The organism is Aliivibrio friggae (genome assembly GCF_057368515.1).
Genome location: NZ_CM170649.1, coordinates 929114 through 948863 on the forward strand (window position 1 = coordinate 929114; position 19750 = coordinate 948863).

Here is a 19750-nt window from a genome sequence, read left to right on the forward strand (position 1 = left end):
ATATAGGTAAGCAAGCTGAGTTAAAGCTAACTTCCTTTATGAAAAAAGATCACAGGATGTGATCTTTTTTGAATGCTACCACGTAGTATTTCATAAGTTTAATAAGGACATATCATCATGAAGCACTCTAATTTTGTTACTACATTTATATCACTTTATGGTGAATTAGATCGTTCAACTCTTCATCGCCTTCCTGAAATTTATTCTAATGATATTCAATTTATTGATGCCGTACATCAAATCGATGGGCTTCCTATGCTTACCGAGTATTTTGAACATTTATACGAGAATATTTTAAATTGTCAGTTTCATATTCATCATGTTATCGAGAATGATAATGAAGCCAGTCTTTTTTGGACGATGGAATACAGCCATCCTAAAATAGGTAAAGGGAAATGTATTTCTGTTGATGGTACTTCACATATTAAATTCAATGAAAGAGTGTATTACCACAGAGATTACTTAGACATGGGGCAGATGCTGTATGAGCATTTACCAGTTCTTGGTTCAGCGGTAAAGCTGATTAAAAAGAGAATGCAGTCATGAAAACAATATTAATCACAGGCGCAACGTCGGGCATTGGTCTCTCTTTAACAAACAAATACCTTAAACAAGGGTATCGGGTTTATGCGTGTGGTCGTAATTTTTCTGGGTATGTTGATTCAGATTACTTAACGACCGCAAAAGGCAACGGTAGTTTAATTGAGGTCGTTTTTGATCTTGATGACAGTAATTCAATCCTCGACGCACTTTCTACGATTGAAATGCTAGATACCGTGATTCTTAATGCAGGTACATGTGAATATATCGATGACGCGAATCAGTTTGATGCTGCATTATTTGAGCGAGTGATCACAACCAATGTCATTTCAATTGGGTATTGTTTACAAGCGTTAATACCAAAAATTAAACAGGGCGGTCACTTAGCATTAATGGGTTCAAGTGCTTCTTATGTACCATTTCAACGGGCAGAAGCGTATGGCTCAAGTAAAGCAGCAATTCATTATTTGGCAAAATCGCTTCAATTAGATATATCACCGGAACAATTTACTATTAGTGTGATTGCTCCTGGTTTTGTTAAAACGCCGCTTACAAATAAAAATGATTTTCCTATGCCAATGTTAATCGAAGTTGATAAAGCAGCAGAGCATATAATTGCAGGCATAGATAAAAATAAAAAACACATACATTTTCCATTTCCATTTACGAGTTTCTTAATTTTAATGGGAAGTCTCCCAGATCGTATTTGGCACTGGCTCGCTTTAAGGATGAAACGATAATGAAAAAAATTGCAGTAGTTGGTACAGGTATTTCAGGATTGGTGTGCGCGCATTTATTATCACGAGAACATGATGTAACAGTATTTGAAGCTAATGATTATATTGGTGGGCATACCGCAACAAAACGAGTAAAAGCAGAAGGAAAAGAGTGGGATATTGATACTGGTTTTATTGTATTTAATGATCGAACTTACCCAAACTTCATTGAGTTATTAACTCAACTTGGTTTATCTGGGCAAGAAACAGAAATGAGTTTTAGTGTTAAAAATGTTATTTCTGGTCTTGAGTATAATGGCCATAATTTGAATACGCTTTTTGCTCAACGCTCAAACTTATTTAATACTAAATTTTTATCCTTAATTAGTGAGATTTTACGCTTTAATAAACAATGTAAAGAGATGTGGAGTGTGGAGCACAGTGATGATCACATCGATCTTGATGTTGATGGCACGTTAGGTGATTTCTTATACCGTAATGAATACAGTAGCTATTTTTCTGAGCACTATATCTTGCCGATGGGTGCGGCTATTTGGTCATCCAGCTTACAAGACATGAAAGCATTCCCGTTACACTTTTTCATTCGTTTTTTCCATAATCATGGCCTGTTAGATATTGCGAATAGACCTCAATGGTATGTGGTGCCTAATGGTTCTCATTCATACATAAAACCTCTGATTGCGACGTTTAAAGATAAAATTCATTTAAATAGCCCAGTAACCAGTGTGACTCGAAATCCTAGAGGAGTAACGTTAGAGATAAATGGTGAAGACAAGCATGACTTTGATGAAGTGGTATTAGCTTGTCATAGCGACCAGTCACTAGCAATGTTAAGTGATATTACAACCGCTGAAAAAATAGTGCTAAGTAAACTCACTTATCAAGAAAATGAAGTCGTTATGCATACTGATGAGAGCTTATTACCAATACAAAAACGTGCATGGGCAGCTTGGAATTATCATCTGGATACGGGGAATAAAAATAACCCATCCAGTGTGACTTATAACATGAATATTCTTCAAGGATTAGAAACTAAAGAAACAACATTTTGTGTCACTTTAAACAATTCCCCTTTGATTCATAAAGATAAAATATTAGGTTCATATAAATACGATCATCCTGTGTTTAATACAGACACCATAGAAGCACAAGCTCGTCGAGAAGAAATTTGTGGTCGACACCATACCCACTTTGCTGGTGCTTATTGGTATAACGGTTTTCATGAAGACGGAGTAAGAAGTGCGCTTGATGTATGCCAACGTTTTGGGATTAGCCTATGATCAATTCTTGCCTTTATCACGGTGACGTAAGGCACAGACGATTTCAAACTAAGGCGCATAGTTTTAGTTATCAGATGTTCTTTATCGCCTTAGATTTGGATGAATTAGAAAAAACAGAACAGGTGGGGTGGTTCAAAAAAGGGCGTTTTGCTCCCCTAAGTTTTCGACGTTCTGATTATCTTGGCAGTCAGGATGAATCTTTAAAAGAATCGGTGTGGAATAAAGTGAGTGAATTGGGTGGAAATAACAGCCAAGGTCGAGTGCTTTTTGTTGGACAGGTTCGTTGTTTTGGGCTTTATTTTAGCCCAATTAATTTTTATTACTGTTATAACCAACAAGATGAATTGACGGATTTACTGGCTGAAGTGAGTAATACGCCGTGGAATCAAACTCACTATTACTTAATAAAAATTGGCTCTGAGCAAATCATAGATAAAACCTTTCATGTATCGCCTTTTTTGGATCTGAATATGAAATATCATTGGTTTATTAAAGCGCCAAGCAAGCGATTATCATTACATTTAGAAAACCGTGGTTTAGATGAAGAACAAGAAAAAATTTTTGATGCAACGATCGCTATGACACGAAAAGAATTTAATTCAAAAAATATACGTGAACAAGTGATCTCTATTCCCGTAATGACCGTAAAAATAGTATGGGGCATTTATTGGCAAGCATTGAAATTATTCATAAAACGAATCCCGTTTGTGCCACACCCAGAGCAATAAGGAGAGAGCAATGGCTAGTAATCAAATAGAGAGAACAGTATTGAAAGAGTCAGTTCTAAGCAATGATAAAAACAATAAGCCAATGCGCTGGATTGATGGTATGGCGCGTAAAGTGTTATTGGATTACTTAGGTAAGATGACTCAAGCCTCATTGACGATAAACGATGAATTAGGGCAAGTTGTTTTGGGAGATCCATTAGCCTCTTTGCAAGCTGTTGTAGAAATTAATAATACCGAAGCGTATCGAAAAATTTTATTCGGTGGTGGTATTGGTGCGAGTGAGGCATATGTTGCTGGTTGGTGGACAAGTCCAAACTTAACAAAGGTTATTCAAGTGTTAGGCCGTGAAGAAGGCGTACTTGATAGAGTAGAAAATAGCTTTAGTAAACTGGTTCAATTTTTTGATTTAATCAACCACAAGCGCAATAAAAATACCAAAGAAGGGTCTAAAAAGAACATTTTAGCGCACTATGATCTCGGTAATGAAATGTACAAAATGTTTCTGGATAAAGAAATGTTGTATTCAAGTGCTATCTATCCTAATGCCGATGCAAACTTGGAAGAGGCTCAGTTATTTAAATTACACACTATCTGTGAGCGACTTGAACTAAAAGAAGGTGAAACCTTACTTGAAATAGGCACGGGATGGGGAGCGTTAGCTATTTATGCAGCACAGCATTATGGCGTAAATGTTACCACGACGACAATTTCTGATGCTCAATATGACTTTGCAGAGCAGAGAGTAAAAGCCTTAGGTCTAGAAGACCGAATTACGCTTCTAAAGCAAGATTATCGTACTCTTGAAGGTCAGTATGACAAATTAGTTTCGATTGAAATGATAGAAGCGGTGGGACACGAATATCTAAGCACTTTCTTTGATGTATGCAGTCGACACCTTAAACCTGAAGGTAAAATGTTAATTCAAGCAATTACCATTGCAGATCAACGTTACGACCAATACCGTAAAAGCGTCGATTTTATCCAGCGTTATATATTTCCAGGGGGCTGTTTACCCTCAGTTAGTGTTATGGCAAATAAAGTGGCACAAAACACAGATATGGTGATTACTTCACTACATGACATCGGCTTAGATTACGCCAAAACATTACGCCATTGGTATGAACGTTTTGACGATGCAAATAGTGATTTAAAACAGATGGGTTATGGCGATGATTTTATTCGTTTATGGCAGTTCTATCTTTGTTACTGCGAAGGTGGTTTTTTAGAACGCAAGATCAGCACTGTGCATTTAGTGGCTGCGAAACCACAAAACGGGGTGTATTAGCCAATTAGTATTTGTTTCATACCAATCTGAGGGAGTAGTTGAATTACGACTTATTTAGGTTGGTATGGTAGGAGGCTTCAATGTTACGTTATTTCCCTATAATCAATGCAGTCTGGTTTCAATTGATTTGGTTTGCAGTGATCCTTTATCAACAGCAAGCGGTTCCTTTTTTACTCGTTTCAATATTGCTTCATCTATTGGTATCTCCAACACGGAAAATTGACTTTTATCTATTCATTTTAATTTCGATGTTAGGTGTTTTTGGGGACGTATTACTGTCTTTTACAGGCGTATATCAATTCTCTAATGATGTACTTATACCTGTGTGGCTTATTTTATTATGGTGTCATTTTGGTTTTGCTATCAATCACAGCTTAGGGTGGTTATCTCGTTTCAATCTTGGACTTATTGCTTTAATTGGTGCTATTGCAGGTCCATTAAACTATTTAGCCGGTCATCGATTAGGTGCTGTGGATTTCTCATATTCATATCAAATCACTTTATTTTCAATTGGAGTGATCTGGGCGGTCAATCTACCCGTATTTATTATTATTCAAAAGCGTTTAAGAGCAAGAATAAATAATGAGGGGAAGGATCATGAAAAGCTTGATAAGTATACTCACCATAGTAAGCCTGTTAACAATAAATAGTGTGTTTGCAGCCCCATTACAAGGTCTACAAAGCAGCGGAAAGTCAGAATTGTCATGGTTTTTAATTTCAGTGTATGAAGCACAACTGTTTACCACTTCAGGTCAGTTTGTCTATGGTCAATATCCACAAGCACTTGAGATTGAATATTATCGTAACATTACTAAAGAAAACCTAATTAAAGCGACTAAAGATCAGTGGGAAGAGCAATCAATTAAACACCCTGATTTAGACTCATGGTTGGTTGAATTAGAACAAGTATTTCCTGATGTGAAACCTGAAGATAAATTGGTTTTTAGCATTGATGAGATAGGGAATAATCAGTTTTTTCTAAATGATAAACCTATTGGAACAATAGCAAATAAAGATTTTTCTCAGCTTTTTCTTGATATTTGGGTATCTGAAAAAACAACGTATCCAGATCTACGTCTTGAATTGATAGGAGATAAATAATGAAAAAGATAGTCCTATTTATTTTTAGTATTCTATTAGTAGGGTGCTCTTCTCAAGACATTAATGATTACGCAGGCACTAGCCCTGAATTTTCAATGAGATCATTTTTTCAAGATGATTTAAAAGCAGAAGGGATAGTAAAAGACTTCAATGGCACGGTTATTAGAACATTCACTGTCGATCTTCAAGCTCAATGGGATGGAGACACATTAACGCTAGACGAGCAGTTTTTATTTAATGACGGTGAAGAGCAAGAACGAACGTGGATTATTCAAGATCTAGGCGATAACTCATATACAGGAACGGCCAGTGATATCCTTGAAACTGCTTATGGTAAAAGTGTAGGAAACGCCCTTAATTGGAAATACTCGATGATATTAAAGGTAGATGATTCACACTATGAAGTTGAATTTGATGATTGGATTTATCAAATTTCAGATAATGTTGTTATTAATCAAACAGAAATATATAAGTGGGGTATACAAGTTGGTGAAGTTGTACTTGTTATCCGAAAATAAAAGAAGTTAGTAAACACCTTGAAATGAAACATACCACTAAACTAAAACCACTCACTTGATTCCCTCGTCGAAGTGAGTGGTTTTTTATTTCTTATTGTTTAATCATTTACATACAAGATCATGGTTACGATTTTTAATCGTTTTGTATGCTTTCATCATGTTCTCTTGTTTCACAAAGCGTTTTGGTGGGGCTAAAACCTTTAATTGATAATCAGAGTCGTCAGTAGTAACTTCTTCTGCCGGAGTGATAACCACGACATTAAGCTTAGGGTTTAATTTTACTATTTGTGCCGCAGTGCCTAGACCATTTTCGATATGAAACTTTCCTGCAATATGCATGACTTGCGCTTTAGGGTGTAGCGCTAAGTAATTAACAATGCTTTCTGCCATCGTGGCATCCCACGTCATTTGAGCTGCAAATTGTTTTTGAGTTTGTTCTTCGTCACCATGATGCATAGAAGCTAAAAATTTTGACTTATAAGGGGACTCAGCAAGGTCGATGTTTTTAGCTAACCATGACTTTTCATCAACATCGAGTTTATCTAAATAGCTAATACCTTGTTGGCCAATGCATTTTACGATTGGTTTTGGAGCATTTGCTGCGATAATATCACGCCCTTCAGCCTTTGCGATTTCAACTAATGGGCGATAATCACTTTCATAATTAGGCCATGCCTTAGCTTCTGACATTAATGTTTGTTCGCCAATTTGTCCTGTTAAATACTCATCCACAACCATCTGTTTATCACGACTGAATTGCTCCATAGATAATGCTAATTTAGGCTCTGTTGCAGAGAGTTGCTTAAATAGATCCGTTTGAAAACGGTGGATAGCGGCATGAGTGTGCCATTCACCAATAAGAATTACATCAGCATCAATTATCTCTTGAGGTAAAGCACTAAGGGACAAAGGAGAGCTTGTTGGTGAGAGTAATTGATAATCATAGAAACTGGTGATAGCTTGAGAGGGAACTGGTGTTGGCTGAATTTGTTGGCTGCAACCTGACAGTAAAAGTATCGCAACAAAAGACAATAAAACGGTGGATTTCATAATAGAGATTCAGTAGAGAACAATCTTATAGATTAGGATAAAACGAGAGATAATTCAATCTTAATAATAATCATTACCATTTATAGTGGTGTGATTTGAATTCGTTCTTCTATCTCTGTCACAGTATTGCAACTCAAGACTCGTATAATCGGGATCTTGAAACTCACATAAGGATATTCATATGAGTGCAAATTACCTTGAGAAAACTAGGTATCATGAAGAAGTGGAATTAGAGTGGCTAGACGCAATTGAAGCAGGTCTATACTTCCATAATTCAATAGAAGTTGAGAGTGGCACTGATACCACTCTGAACGATTAATTTTTCAATTCTCATTATTTTCAATATAAAAAGTGATTCAATCACTTGATTTAGGCAAGAAGGAAATAGATTGTCCTTCCGCGGTTAAAATCGAAATCTGCTCCGGCTTGCCTTTTTCATCTAATCTTAACTCCCCAATTGAACTTTTATTAATTAGCTTATCGTTATTGATAACGGATGGATCTCGTTTAGTGACTAATAAATTCTTACGCTTTGTAAACCAGTTTAATGGAGAGTGTGGGCTATAGAGTACTCTGTCCATAAAATCACAAAAACGAAGTAAGACATTAGGAAACTCGTTTTTAAACCCACTACAAGTAATTTGGTAGATATCAGGGCTTGATTTACTGTGACGCAATTTAATGTCATAGGCGAAAGAATAATGCACATCACCAGATAGAATGACAAAGTTTTGTGGTGTTTTAGGGTGAGTAAGAATACTCAATAATGTATTCGCTGAGCCTGGGTGAGCCATCCAGTTTTCTGCATCAATCACTAACGGTTGTCCTAACATAGTCATTGTTTTTTGCAGGGCTTCAATAAATTTAACCCCAAAAATAGGCGCAGCAGAGACGATGATGATCGCTTCTTGTCCAATAAGCTCATGCTGAAAATCAAGCATTGCCTCCCAATCCATCAAACCTGATGGTTTATTAGTATTGGATTCAGAACGCCAACGACGAGTTCGAGTGTCTAACACCACGATTTTAGGCATCGTATGGATAGAGTAATGCCATTGCTCGAATCGGGTTAAATCTCTGATAAGTTGCGTATGCTGCTCATGATTATAATCATTAAAGAGTTGACGGAAACCATCTAAAAATGCGTCATCAAATTGCTCAGGATTATTTCCCCAGCCCTGACACAGAAAGTAGCCCATTAAGCCATTACCAATGACTTGAGCGGCGAGTGGATGCCCATTAACGGCATTCTCCCAGCCAATGGTTAAATTCCAGTCATCAGTGATGTCATGATCATCAAAGATCATGTAAGTCGGTATATGCGAAAACAGTTGCTGGACGTCATTTAACCCTTGCACAAATTGGTCAATAATGATTTTTTCTGTTTTCCAGCAAGCGTGCCATTTTTTATCTAATTTATTATCAGGATCAGGAAGTGACGCGGGTAGACTTACACATTCCCACAATGCAGGCGACCAAACTAATAAATACATGACGAAGAATTCGGCACAGGTGATTAGATGATTTTCGTGCTCACTGGAGCTAAAAATGGGACGAGACTTATATAGATTCCATCGAGAAAGAAAATTAGTATTATCAACATAGTGCGGCAAAAGCTTATCACGTTGATAAAGGTTATGTTGATGGGCGTAAAGCGAAGTACTTGTTGGGATCGCGGTATCAGGAAGCGATTCTTCAAATAACTCTAGTTGAGGAATGATTTGCTGAATTGCCATTAACATCGGTCCTGCGACATCATCTGCATAGATCTGGTCGCCACTCATCATTAATAGCGAAGCTCTCTCTTCAAGCGCTTGTGTTTTCAATTGTTGATTGGCGATGACTAAGCTGTCTTTGCTAGGATAATGAGGATTACGACATGAACCATGTAAGACATAATCTGCTTTGTCTTTAATGATGAATGAAAATAGAGATTCATTAGAATAAAGCGCATTAGGTAACAAACCAGATAATGCGCCATATTGAGTGATGATATCGTATTCGAGAGCTTGATTTACCGGAAAGTCCGCTTGGCATTGCAGTAGATATACCCAAGCATGGTGACCGATTTGAATGCATTGCAGATCGGTGATCATAAACTCAAGTGAGTTATTTGCCCATTGAATTAGGGTATGACCTTCGAGGCGTTCTGAAGTCGTTAGCCATAAGTTGACTTCAGTCGCACTCGATTTTCTAATAATAGGCCCAGCAAGAACTAACGGTAGTGATTTAGACATCAATTAATACAACTCTTAATAATAGATGAGACCATCATAATACTTGCTATGACTTACTTGCAACATCTTGAGCTTTGGCGTTTTTATAGATATCCAATGTTGTTAAGCGTTGTATTGCATGTTCAATAATAGGCTCTACATAATTATCAGGCTTTAATAGTGGTTTACTATTGGGCTGATGCAGCAGTTTTCCAGTTAGTGCTGTTAATTCAGGTAGCCAATGTTTGATAAAAATCCCTTTATTATCAAAGCGTTCACTTTGGGTGGTGGGGTTGAATATACGAAAGTAAGGCGTACTGTCACAACCTACTGATGCACACCATTGCCAACCGCCATTATTCGAGGCAAAGTCACCATCAATAAGTTTTGACATAAAGTACTGTTCGCCCCATCGCCAATCAATGTGTAAATCTTTGACTAAAAAACTGGCGGTGATCATTCGCAGGCGATTATGCATCCAACCGGTATTGTTGAGTTGTTTCATTGCAGCATCAACAATAGGAAAGCCAGTATCGCCTTTACACCACTGTTCAAATTTTACTCTGTCGTTATTCCATTGAATGTATTTGTCAAAGCTTAAAAAAGCGTGGTTTTTAGATAGCAATGGATAAAAGTGAAGTAGATGAGTGTAGAACTCTCGCCATATTAATTCATCAAGCCAAATTTCTTGCCCCTGAGTTAGTTGATTATTTGCCTCTAGGTGCAAACGTAAAATACACTGTTTTGCTGAAATCGCACCAATAGCTAGATAAGGAGAGAGTTGACTCGTCCCTTCAATTGCAGGGTAATCTCGTTGGTCATGATATTGTTGTGATTTTTCGCGACAAAACTGACGCATAGCATTGACTATAGTTTTATTTGAAACTAACCACGCCTTGCTTTCATTACTGATAGAGCCAGTAAATGTAGGGTTATGATAACGTTTAAGTGACCTTAACTGTGTCGCCGATAATTCAACTGAAGCGGTCACTTTTTCAATGGTTGGAAAGTGTTGATAAAAGTACTCTCTCCACGCTTTTTTAAAGGGCGTAAAAACTTTATAAGGCTGATGAGTTTTATTCAGTACTTTTCCAACTTCTACCGCACATTTGGCGTCATAAAAAGCACATTGAACATCAGAGAGTTGTGTTACAACATCTGCATCTCGGCATAATTCGTCAGCTTCATATTCTTTATTGGCGAATAAATGTGATATACCAAGATCTTTACATAATCCGTGCAGTTGTGGAGGAACATCCTTGAACCAAGGGCAAGATAATACCAGTAAAGGAATATGTAATGAGTGAAGCTCTTTTTCAAGCTCAAGTAAGCGCCTCTTTATCAAATCAATTTGAATTGAGGCTTTATTGTGTCGTTGCCATTGCGATTCACTAGCTACAAAAATAGCGACAGTAGGGGCTTGATTTGCAAGAGCAGCAGATAACGCCGGGTTATCGGCCACTCTTAAATCAGTACGAAACCAAACGCATTGCATGGTTGGTTTATAATCCATATCGTAATCTCAGTTCTTGAGGATATGGATTAAGGAAAGATTGCTTTGCTAAGTACTCATTGGAATGAATACCTAAATGATGCTTAATTAAGGTAATTGGTGAAAGCAAAGGCAATAACCCTTGATTGTAGTCTTGGATTATTTGAGCTAATTCAACCTTTTGTGGTGATTGAAGTTCTTTTTTGAAATAGCCTTGTAGGTGCATTAATACATTCGTATTGTTTTTACGAGAAGCTCGGATCGCCATTGTCTGCATTAGCTGTGTACGATAAATTGCAAAAAACTCATTAATGTCATATTCCGCCACTTTAGCAACTAATTTACCTAAGTTTTTGTACCCAACGGTTGAGTGCGACATCAGGGTGTATTTATAACGAGAGTGAAAGGCGATGATTTTCCCCGCGGTTGGTTCACCATCCATAGATTTATACAGGTCATTTAAACAAAAAACACGAGTAATAAAGTTTTCTTTAAGTACAGGGTCACTCAATCGGCCGTCTTCTTCTACTGGCAGCCAAGGCATTTCCTTCATTAGGATTTGAGTGTAAAGACCAACGCCATTTTTTGTCGCACTGTTTTTACTGTATACCTTAACGCGTTCCATGCCACAGCTTGGCGAATTCGCACAAACAATATAACCACACATCTCTGTTTCTTTCAGTCTATCAACCGTTTTTTGAGAAAATTCGATCATTGAATCAGTGTAGTCTAAAGATGCATCTTTTGAGTCAACAAGGGCAATTCTCTCTTCGTTTGTGATTAAACGTATTGTCGGCCTTGGTACTGACATACCACTACCAACTTCTGGACAAATAGGAACATAAGTAAAGTACGGGGCAAGGACTTTAGAGGCAAATTTATTGCTTTTATGGCCACCGTCAAAACGAACACTTTCACCGTTAACACAGGAACTTATACCAACTTTAATATCCATGATTGACTCTCCATTGCTTATTTTTATTATCAATGAGTAATTAAACGAATTAACTCTCTATTTGGATCACTTCAGCTTGACTCTTTTTTTGTAGTCGAGCAAACTAACTGTAAACATATTGTGACACCTATCTTAGTTAAGGAAGCTTTTGTGCGTCTTGAAGTGCAATGTAAAGATCGATTAGGACTAACCCGTGAATTACTTGATATTTTGGCCTCTCAGAATATCGATTTACGAGATATTGAAATTGAAAAAACAGGGTTAATCTATCTTAACTTTCCTGAAGTAGAATTTGATGAATTCAGTCAATTAATGGCTAAAATTCGTCGAATTGATGGTGTTATGGATGTTCGTAAAATTCCATTCCTACCAAGTGAACGAATTAACACTGAATTATTAGCAGTATTAAGTACCTTGCCTGATCCGGTTTTCTCTATTGGTTTAAAAGGAACCATTGATCATGTAAATCACGCCGTGGCTTCATTATTTAAAATTGAAAAAGAGACATTACTGGGTCAACCAGCAAGTACTTTATTGCCTGATTTTAATGTGATGAATTGGTTTGAAGAGTCACGTATTCGCCAGCGTGAATCGATGCTAATTGATAATATAACCTATGTAATGGAAATCATGCCGGTGTACATTACCGATGATGATAATGCCTCAATTTTAGCCAGCGCAGTGGTGATCATCAAACCTGCAATGGATTCAAAATTAGCTCGTCCATTTATTCCTGAAGCCTCTAATCTTGGCTTTGAGCATTTTGTAGGTTCTTCGACTAAATATAAAACCTTGATCTCACAAGCGAAGAAATTATCAGATATTGATCAATCATTATTGATCCAAGGTGAAACAGGCACTGGTAAAGAGATGTTAGCGCGTGCTTGTCACAATGCATCTATCCGTTCAGGAAAAGCCTTCATGGTGGTTAACTGTGCAGCCATGCCTGATGATGTCGCTGAGACGGAATTATTTGGCTACGCTCCAGGAGCATTCCCTAATATGCCAGAAGGTAAAAAAGGGATCATTGAGCAAGCGGACGGCGGTACGGTCTTCTTTGATGAGATCAGTGAAATGAGCCCACTGTTGCAAATCAAACTGTTACGTTTTATTCAAGATGGTAACTTTCGTCGAGTGGGTGAAGAGAAAGAGATCCATGTTGATGTTGGGATCATTGGCGCAAGTAAGAAGGAACTACTAGAATTAGTGGAACAAGGCGTATTCAGAGAAGATCTTTATTATCGTTTAAACGTATTATTTTTGGAGATCCCACCACTGCGTGAGCGTCCTTCTGATATTGCTACTTTGTTTGAGTTTTTTGTGGCTCAGTTATGCAAAGAGTTAGGTATTGTTAAGCCATCTATTTCAGAAGATGTGTATGAGTATTTACGCAGTTATTCATGGCCGGGAAATGTACGCCAATTAAAGAGTTCGACACTAAAAGCGTTAACTCAAATGGATAGAAACCAATTGAATACCTCACATTTTATGCTGCCAATATCAGATGCTAAAGCAGCAAATATGATGGATATTAATGTAGATGGCACACTTGATGAGATCATGAAATCGTATGAATCAATGATCCTAACTGGATTATACGGTGAGTTCCCATCCAGTCGTAAATTAGCAAAACGATTAGGTGTTTCGCATACCGCAATAGCGAATAAGTTGCGAGACTACGGAATAGGTAAGAAGTAGGGGAACGACATGGATGTGCATTTTGAGTTTGACCATTACCAAGTTCGTTTAATTAAAAGCAGTGACTCTGTGATGATTGCCAATTATTTTATGCGCAATCGGCACCATTTAGAACCATGGGAGCCTAAGCGCGCGAATTCCTTCTTTACCGCTGAAGGTTGGAAGCAACGTTTGTTGCAATTGGTTGAGTTACATAAGCATAATTTAGCTTTCTATTTTGTGATTTTTGATACTCAAGAGAAGAAAATTATGGGGTCGGTGAGCTTTAGTAATATTACTCGCTTTCCGTTTCATGCCGGTCATGTTGGCTACTCTCTTGATGAACATTATCAAGGTAATGGGATTATGCAGCGAGCGCTAGAACATACCGTAGATTGGATGTTTTCAGTTCAGCATCTTCATCGAATTATGGCTGCGTATATTCCACACAATAAAAAAAGTGGCAATGTGTTATCGGCACTGGGTTTCGTTAAAGAAGGAGAGGCGAAAGACTACCTTTATATTAACGGAGCTTGGGAAGATCATATTCTGACTTCTAAGATAAATAGCCATTGGGTACCAGAATAACTCTATTTTTGTGGCATAAATATAAGAAAGAATAGTTTAAATTGAAAGTTAGCATAGAGAAGTCGTTTAATTGGTGTACTCTATAAAGATGGTTTTTAAGACAATGATAATAAAGAAGGAATTTAAATGCTGAAGTTTATTAAATTTTTACAGTTGCTGATTTTAGGTGTTGTTGGTGCATTTGTTATTCAATCAACTGTGTTGCATGGTATTGGTATTTTCAGTGAGCGCTATGTGATCATGAGCTTGGTGCTGACAGCATTCTTAGAGCTGGCTATTTTTATTATTTATAAGTTAGTAGAAGATGATTTCACTAACGAACCGAAAGTAAAAAAGTAGCACGAATTTAGCAAATCGTTGAATAAAAAAAACCGATAACTCTTTGGAGATATCGGTTTTTTTGTGCCTAGTATTGAACAATTACATTGAGTTAGAAGAGTTCATTTAACGCACTATCAATAGCATTAACCAATTTAGTAATGTGTTCAGGCTGCGAAATAAACGGCGGCATCATATAAATTAACTTACCAAATGGTCGTATCCAAACCCCTTGCTCGACAAAGTGTGCTTGTATTTTTTCCATCTCAACAGGCGTGGTTAATTCCACAACGCCTATCGCGCCAAGCCATCGAACATCGGCAACTACATCGTGTTTTTTAAGTTGAGGCAGTAATTCTGAAAAGCAGGTTTCAATCTGTTTAGTTTGAGTCTGCCAATGATTTTGTTGGATCAATTCTAAACTAGCATTGGCTACGGCACAGGCCAATGGATTTCCCATAAAGGTTGGTCCATGCATAAAGCAGCCGGCGTCTCCACTGCATACTGTATCAGCAACAACTTTGCTGGTGAGTGTTGCAGATAATGTCATATAGCCGCCAGTAAGCGCCTTACCAATACACATGATGTCAGGCTCAATGTCGGCGTGTTCACAAGCAAATAACTTTCCTGTTCGCCCAAAGCCGGTTGCTATCTCATCTAGAATCAGAAGTAAGCCATATTCATCACACAAACGGCGGACTTCTTTTAAATATTGAGGGTGGTATAAACGCATTCCGCCAGCGCCCTGAACAATAGGCTCAAGGATCATAGCGGCGATCTCTTCATGGCGTTCGGCCAGCATCTTTTCTAAAGGAAGAATATCTTCAGGGTTCCATTCACCACCAAATTTACTGGTCGGAGATTCAACAAATAGATGTTCTGGTAAAAAACCTTTATATAGACCGTGCATTGAATTATCGGGATCGGTTACCGACATCGCGGCAAAGGTATCACCATGGTATCCATGTCTAACCGTCACGAATTTTGAGCGTGGTTGTCCTTTGGCGTGCCAATATTGCAGAGCCATTTTTAAACTAACTTCAACCGCGACTGAGCCAGAATCGGCTAAAAAGACTTGCTCTAATCGAGAAGGGCTTAGTTCAACTAACTTTTTACATAGATCAACCGCAGGTTGATGAGTAATACCACCAAACATCACGTGTGCCATTTTATCGGTTTGATCTTTAAGCGCTTGATTAAGGTGAGGATGACAGTAACCGTGAATGGTAGACCACCAAGAAGACATTCCATCAACCAATTCCGCCCCATTTTCTAAATAGAGATTAACTCCATTCGCGTGAGTGACAGGGTAGCAAGAAAGCGGATTAATTGTAGATGTGTAGGGATGCCAAATGTGTTGATGGTCAAAATCCAAGTCGATGCTATTGTTCATTTATTCACCAGTTGTAAACTTTATCTATCCATTAAGGTTGACAGTGTATCGTTTAACCGTAGACTAGCCAAGTATAAATAGAGACCAAAAAGCACAATCAAAAGTGGTCGGATCTTAGCAATAGCAATGGTTATAGCATGTTAACGAAAGGAATTTACACGTGGAAGTGAGACATAACTGGACAGTAGCAGAAGTACAGGCGTTGATGGATAAGCCGTTTATGGATTTAATCTTTGATGCTCAATTAGTACATCGTAAGTATCAACAAACAAACCATGTACAAGTAAGTACACTGCTATCAATTAAAACGGGCGCTTGTCCTGAAGATTGTAAATATTGCCCTCAAAGTGCTCATTACCGCACTGACGTTGATCGTGAACGCTTGATGGAAGTAGAAAGCGTTTTGGATGCTGCGAAAAAAGCGAAGAACTCAGGTTCAACCCGTTTCTGTATGGGCGCTGCTTGGAAAAATCCAAAAGAACGTGATATGCCTTATCTGCTAGATATGATCAAAGGCGTCAAAGAGATGGGTCTTGAGACGTGTATGACGTTAGGGATGATCACCTCAGATCAAGCGGATGAATTATCAGGCGCAGGGTTAGATTATTACAACCATAATTTAGATACCTCTCCAGAGTTTTACGGCAGCATTATTACGACACGAACGTATCAAGATCGTTTAGATACGTTATCTCATGTTCGTGATGCCGGAATGAAGATCTGTTCTGGTGGCATTATCGGCATGGGCGAAAGTGACAGTGATCGTGCCGGCCTATTTGTTGAATTAGCGAACCTTCCTCAGCATCCTGAGTCTGTTCCTGTCAATATGCTGGTAAAAGTAAAAGGCACTCCATTAGAGGATGCTGAAGACGTTGACCCATTTGATTTTATCCGTTTGATTGCGGTTGCTCGTATCATGATGCCTGAGTCTGCCGTACGTTTATCTGCAGGTCGTGAAAGCATGAATGAGCAGATGCAAGCCTTATGCTTTATGGCGGGTGCTAACTCGGTATTTTATGGTTGTAAACTACTGACGACACCAAACCCAGATGAAGACAGTGATATGCAACTGTTTAAAAAATTAGGTGTAAACAGCCAGCAAATAGCACAGAAACCAGATGTGGTTCAAGAACATGAATTGTTAGACCGCGTTGCTGAACGTGTCGCTTCTCGTCCTGAAAAAAACGATTTATTTTATGAAGCAAGCGTTTAATCAACGTATTAGCTCCGCACTTACTCAACGTAAGCAAGCGGGGCTGAATCGTTCTCGAACGGTAATAGAGCAAGGTAATCAATCTCGATTAGTGGTGGATGGTCAATCTTACATTAACTTTTCAGGTAATGATTATCTTGGTCTTGCTGGCAGTAAAGAGTTAACTCAAGCGTGGCAACAAGGCTTATCTTTATATGGTTGTGGTAGTGGTGCTTCGCCATTAGTGACTGGCTACTCAAAACCTCATGCCGATTTGGAATCTCAACTGGCTGAATGGCTTGGGTTTGATTGCGCATTACTGTTTAACTCAGGTTTTAGTGCTAATCAAGCGGTGCTTTTTTCATTATTAGAAAAAGGCAATACCTTGCTGCAAGACAAACTTAATCATGCCTCGTTAATGGAAGCGGGTATATTGTCACCTGCGACGATGAAACGCTTTAAACATAATGATATATCTCACCTAACCAAATTATTAACTGCGTCTGATCATTCACTTTCTTTGGTCGTCACCGAAGGGGTTTTTAGTATGGATGGGGATTTATCACCACTGTCAGATATTGCCAAAGTAACCAAAGAAAATAATGCGTGGTTAATGGTGGATGATGCCCACGGATGTGGCGTGTTAGGTAACAATGGTCGAGGGTGTTGTGATTTTTATCAAGTAACGCCAGACATTTTAGTCGTCACGTTTGGTAAAGGGTTTGGTTTATCGGGTGCTGCGGTGTTATGTAATCAAGAATGTGGTGATTACTTAGTGCAATTTGCTCGTCATCATGTCTATTCAACAGCAATGCCTCCTGCTCAAGCTCATGCCTTGTCTCATGCCTTATTGATGATCCAGCAACAAGAGTGGCGACGTGAAAAGCTCAAAGAATTAAATCAACAATTTGAATCAGAATTAACTGGTTTTTCAGGATCGGTGAAAACAGACACACCGATAAAACCGATTATTATTGGTGAAGCCGATAAAGCAATGAATGTCTCTGCCGCACTTAAAAATCAAGGACTGTGGACAACTGCCATTCGTCCACCTACCGTGCCAACAGGAACTGCGAGGTTAAGAATTACGTTAAGTGCCAATCACTCGCAACAAGACATTACACAGCTTACACAAGCAATAACAGAATTAGGATGATGGAGTTATGGTTAATCAAGCGGTCGCCATAGAAACCTCACATTGGACACCAAGCCAAGAGAAACAAGCCATTCAAGCCGCGTTTAGTAAGGCGGCGAATACGTATGATCGCTCTGCTGAATTTCAGCGTCAGGTGGCGGATACCTTATTATCTTACTTACCTCAAGATCTGTCAGGACTGCGTATCGTCGATGTCGGTTGTGGAACGGGTTATTGCAGTGAACAACTGTTGAAGCGCGGTGCAACAGTGGTGGCGTTTGATCTGTCTCAATCAATGTTAGATAAAGCCAAAGAGCGTTGTGGTGAAATAAACATCAGTTATGTTCAAGGGGATGCTGAGCATTTACCGTTTAAGAACAATGAATTTGATGTAGTTATTTCTAGTTTAGCACTGCAGTGGTGTCAGGATTTATCCGTACCGCTAGCTGAAATGAATCGAATTACCCATAATAAAAGCAAGGTTATATTTTCAACTTTGTTAAATGGCTCACTGTTTGAGTTAAAAAAAGCGTGGTCAAAGGTTGATTCATATCAACATGTTAACGATTTTATTACCTCATCTATGGTAAACCTTGCGTTAGCGCAATCTGACAGTAAGAATTTTACACTAGACTGCACGCCAGTCGAGATGACGTATTCTTCTGCTCTTGCTTTGATGAAAGATTTAAAAGGAATTGGAGCAACGCATTTACCTAATGGTCGCCACTCAGGTTTATTGAGTAAAGAAAAGCTATTAGCAGTAGAAGAAGCGTATCAAATTTTTAAGAATGAATTTAATAAGTTACCTGCTACTTATCAGGTAGGCTTTGGAGTTATAAGTAATGATTGATGCATTTTTTGTTGCAGGTACAGATACCGATGTAGGTAAAACCGTTTCTTCTAAAGCGATTTTAGATGCATTAAATATGAAAGGGCTAAATACAGCCGCATATAAACCTGTAGCAGCAGGATCTGAAGACAAAGGTGAAGGCGTCCAAAACTCTGATGCAATCCATTTACGCTCTGTAGCCAATGTTGAATTAAGTTATGAAGAAGTAAACCCATACGCATTGTTATTGCCTGCATCGCCACACATTGCAGCAAAAGCTGAGAATGTTGTAATTGATTATTCTGTTCTTTCACAAGGCTTAGCGGCATTAAAAGCTAAGTCAGACGTAGTATTAGTTGAGGGCGCTGGTGGTTGGCGTGTCCCTGTTTCTAAAGATGATTGCCTATCAACTTGGGTTAAACAAGAGAAATTGCCAGTTGTATTAGTAGTAGGCATTAAATTGGGCTGTTTAAGTCATACAATGTTAACGGCAGAAGCGATTCAACATGATGGTTTAGAGATCATTGGTTGGGTAGCAAACCGAGTAAACCCAGGTACTGAAAATTATGCTGAGATTATCGCGATGTTGGAAGATAAAATGCCAGCACCAAAATTAGGCGAGATCCCATATATGCCAAGTGTTAAGCGTAAAAATATGGGTAAGTACATTAATTTAGATGTGTTAGAAGCTTAATTTCTATAGTTACAAAAAATAG

General features: G+C 38.3%; 21 protein-coding genes. 16 read left to right on the forward strand and 5 right to left on the reverse strand.

Annotation, left to right across the window (positions count from 1 at the left end; all coding sequences use genetic code 11):
* Positions 1 to 117: 117 nt before the first annotated feature.
* The 8 genes from AC2INI_RS17590 to AC2INI_RS17625 all read left to right on the forward strand — a co-directional run bounded on the left by AC2INI_RS17590 (position 118) and on the right by AC2INI_RS17625 (position 6189).
* Positions 118 to 546 carry a nuclear transport factor 2 family protein gene (locus AC2INI_RS17590; RefSeq protein ID WP_122032703.1) on the forward strand — a complete coding sequence of 143 codons (429 nt, stop codon included), beginning with the start codon at positions 118 to 120 and terminating at the stop codon, positions 544 to 546.
* Positions 543 to 1280, forward strand: a complete 738-nt coding sequence (locus AC2INI_RS17595) for an SDR family NAD(P)-dependent oxidoreductase (RefSeq protein ID WP_486305865.1) — start codon at positions 543 to 545, stop codon at positions 1278 to 1280. The genes AC2INI_RS17590 and AC2INI_RS17595 overlap by 4 nt, the downstream gene beginning before the upstream one ends.
* On the forward strand, positions 1280 to 2557 hold the full coding sequence (locus AC2INI_RS17600) for an NAD(P)/FAD-dependent oxidoreductase (protein ID WP_122032705.1): 1278 nt from the start codon (positions 1280 to 1282) through the stop codon (positions 2555 to 2557). The genes AC2INI_RS17595 and AC2INI_RS17600 overlap by 1 nt, the downstream gene beginning before the upstream one ends.
* A complete protein-coding gene (locus AC2INI_RS17605) occupies positions 2554 to 3285 on the forward strand; it encodes a DUF1365 domain-containing protein (protein ID WP_122032706.1) in 732 nt (243 codons plus the stop codon). The genes AC2INI_RS17600 and AC2INI_RS17605 overlap by 4 nt, the downstream gene beginning before the upstream one ends.
* Positions 3286 to 3295: 10 nt before the next feature.
* Positions 3296 to 4570, forward strand: coding sequence for a class I SAM-dependent methyltransferase (locus AC2INI_RS17610; protein WP_486305866.1), 1275 nt, complete (start codon positions 3296 to 3298; stop codon positions 4568 to 4570).
* An 80-nt stretch (positions 4571 to 4650) separates the two neighbouring features.
* The gene (locus AC2INI_RS17615) at positions 4651 to 5220 is read left to right on the forward strand and encodes a DUF2878 domain-containing protein (protein WP_122032708.1); all 570 of its coding nucleotides are present in this window, start codon (positions 4651 to 4653) and stop codon (positions 5218 to 5220) included.
* The gene (locus AC2INI_RS17620) at positions 5168 to 5671 is read left to right on the forward strand and encodes a chalcone isomerase family protein (protein ID WP_486305867.1); all 504 of its coding nucleotides are present in this window, start codon (positions 5168 to 5170) and stop codon (positions 5669 to 5671) included. The genes AC2INI_RS17615 and AC2INI_RS17620 overlap by 53 nt, the downstream gene beginning before the upstream one ends.
* The gene (locus tag AC2INI_RS17625; RefSeq protein ID WP_486305868.1) at positions 5671 to 6189 is read left to right on the forward strand and encodes a DUF3833 domain-containing protein; all 519 of its coding nucleotides are present in this window, start codon (positions 5671 to 5673) and stop codon (positions 6187 to 6189) included. The genes AC2INI_RS17620 and AC2INI_RS17625 overlap by 1 nt, the downstream gene beginning before the upstream one ends.
* Before the next feature lie 102 nt (positions 6190 to 6291).
* On the opposite strand, the gene AC2INI_RS17630 is transcribed toward AC2INI_RS17625, so the two are convergent.
* Positions 6292 to 7239 (reverse strand): ChaN family lipoprotein, encoded by a 948-nt coding sequence (locus AC2INI_RS17630; RefSeq protein ID WP_122032710.1) that lies wholly within the window; start codon positions 7237 to 7239, stop codon positions 6292 to 6294.
* Between the two features lie 181 nt (positions 7240 to 7420).
* On the opposite strand from AC2INI_RS17630, the gene AC2INI_RS17635 reads away from it, so the two are divergent.
* Positions 7421 to 7558, forward strand: a complete 138-nt coding sequence (locus AC2INI_RS17635) for a hypothetical protein (protein ID WP_099047787.1) — start codon at positions 7421 to 7423, stop codon at positions 7556 to 7558.
* Positions 7559 to 7595: 37 nt separating this feature from the next.
* Here the strand turns inward: AC2INI_RS17635 and AC2INI_RS17640 are convergent, their stop codons facing one another.
* The 3 genes from AC2INI_RS17640 to AC2INI_RS17650 are packed head-to-tail and all read right to left on the reverse strand — an operon-like array spanning position 7596 to position 11902.
* On the reverse strand, positions 7596 to 9476 hold the full coding sequence (locus tag AC2INI_RS17640) for an alkaline phosphatase D family protein (protein WP_486305869.1): 1881 nt from the start codon (positions 9474 to 9476) through the stop codon (positions 7596 to 7598).
* A 46-nt stretch (positions 9477 to 9522) separates the two neighbouring features.
* Complete coding sequence (phrB, locus tag AC2INI_RS17645; protein WP_486305870.1) at positions 9523 to 10968, reverse strand: deoxyribodipyrimidine photo-lyase; 1446 nt, start codon at positions 10966 to 10968, stop codon at positions 9523 to 9525.
* Positions 10958 to 11902, reverse strand: a complete 945-nt coding sequence (locus AC2INI_RS17650; protein WP_122032713.1) for a YbgA family protein — start codon at positions 11900 to 11902, stop codon at positions 10958 to 10960. Before AC2INI_RS17650 ends, phrB begins: the two co-directional genes overlap by 11 nt.
* Before the next feature lie 150 nt (positions 11903 to 12052).
* Here AC2INI_RS17650 and tyrR point away from each other — a divergent pair, with 150 nt between their 5' ends.
* The 3 genes from tyrR (at position 12053) to AC2INI_RS17665 (ending at position 14506) form a co-directional block, all read left to right on the forward strand.
* The gene (tyrR, locus tag AC2INI_RS17655; protein ID WP_486305871.1) at positions 12053 to 13600 is read left to right on the forward strand and encodes a transcriptional regulator TyrR; all 1548 of its coding nucleotides are present in this window, start codon (positions 12053 to 12055) and stop codon (positions 13598 to 13600) included.
* Between the two features lie 9 nt (positions 13601 to 13609).
* The gene (rimJ, locus tag AC2INI_RS17660; RefSeq protein WP_122032715.1) at positions 13610 to 14167 is read left to right on the forward strand and encodes a ribosomal protein S5-alanine N-acetyltransferase; all 558 of its coding nucleotides are present in this window, start codon (positions 13610 to 13612) and stop codon (positions 14165 to 14167) included.
* Positions 14168 to 14293: 126 nt separating this feature from the next.
* Positions 14294 to 14506 carry a hypothetical protein gene (locus tag AC2INI_RS17665; RefSeq protein ID WP_122032716.1) on the forward strand — a complete coding sequence of 71 codons (213 nt, stop codon included), beginning with the start codon at positions 14294 to 14296 and terminating at the stop codon, positions 14504 to 14506.
* Between the two features lie 91 nt (positions 14507 to 14597).
* Here AC2INI_RS17665 and bioA read toward each other — a convergent pair whose 3' ends face one another.
* Positions 14598 to 15878 (reverse strand): adenosylmethionine--8-amino-7-oxononanoate transaminase, encoded by a 1281-nt coding sequence (gene bioA / locus AC2INI_RS17670; RefSeq protein WP_486305872.1) that lies wholly within the window; start codon positions 15876 to 15878, stop codon positions 14598 to 14600.
* A gap of 160 nt (positions 15879 to 16038) precedes the next feature.
* Between bioA and bioB the strand changes: the two genes are divergently transcribed.
* Genes bioB through bioD form a run of 4 tightly spaced genes read left to right on the forward strand, consistent with a single transcriptional unit; the run spans position 16039 to position 19728 of the window.
* Positions 16039 to 17091, forward strand: coding sequence for a biotin synthase BioB (gene bioB, locus AC2INI_RS17675; protein ID WP_300178068.1), 1053 nt, complete (start codon positions 16039 to 16041; stop codon positions 17089 to 17091).
* The gene (bioF, locus tag AC2INI_RS17680; RefSeq protein ID WP_486305873.1) at positions 17075 to 18226 is read left to right on the forward strand and encodes an 8-amino-7-oxononanoate synthase; all 1152 of its coding nucleotides are present in this window, start codon (positions 17075 to 17077) and stop codon (positions 18224 to 18226) included. Before bioB ends, bioF begins: the two co-directional genes overlap by 17 nt.
* A 7-nt stretch (positions 18227 to 18233) precedes the next feature.
* Complete coding sequence (gene bioC / locus AC2INI_RS17685) at positions 18234 to 19055, forward strand: malonyl-ACP O-methyltransferase BioC (protein WP_486305874.1); 822 nt, start codon at positions 18234 to 18236, stop codon at positions 19053 to 19055.
* Positions 19048 to 19728 carry a dethiobiotin synthase gene (gene bioD, locus AC2INI_RS17690; protein ID WP_486305875.1) on the forward strand — a complete coding sequence of 227 codons (681 nt, stop codon included), beginning with the start codon at positions 19048 to 19050 and terminating at the stop codon, positions 19726 to 19728. The genes bioC and bioD overlap by 8 nt, the downstream gene beginning before the upstream one ends.
* Positions 19729 to 19750: the final 22 nt, after the last annotated feature.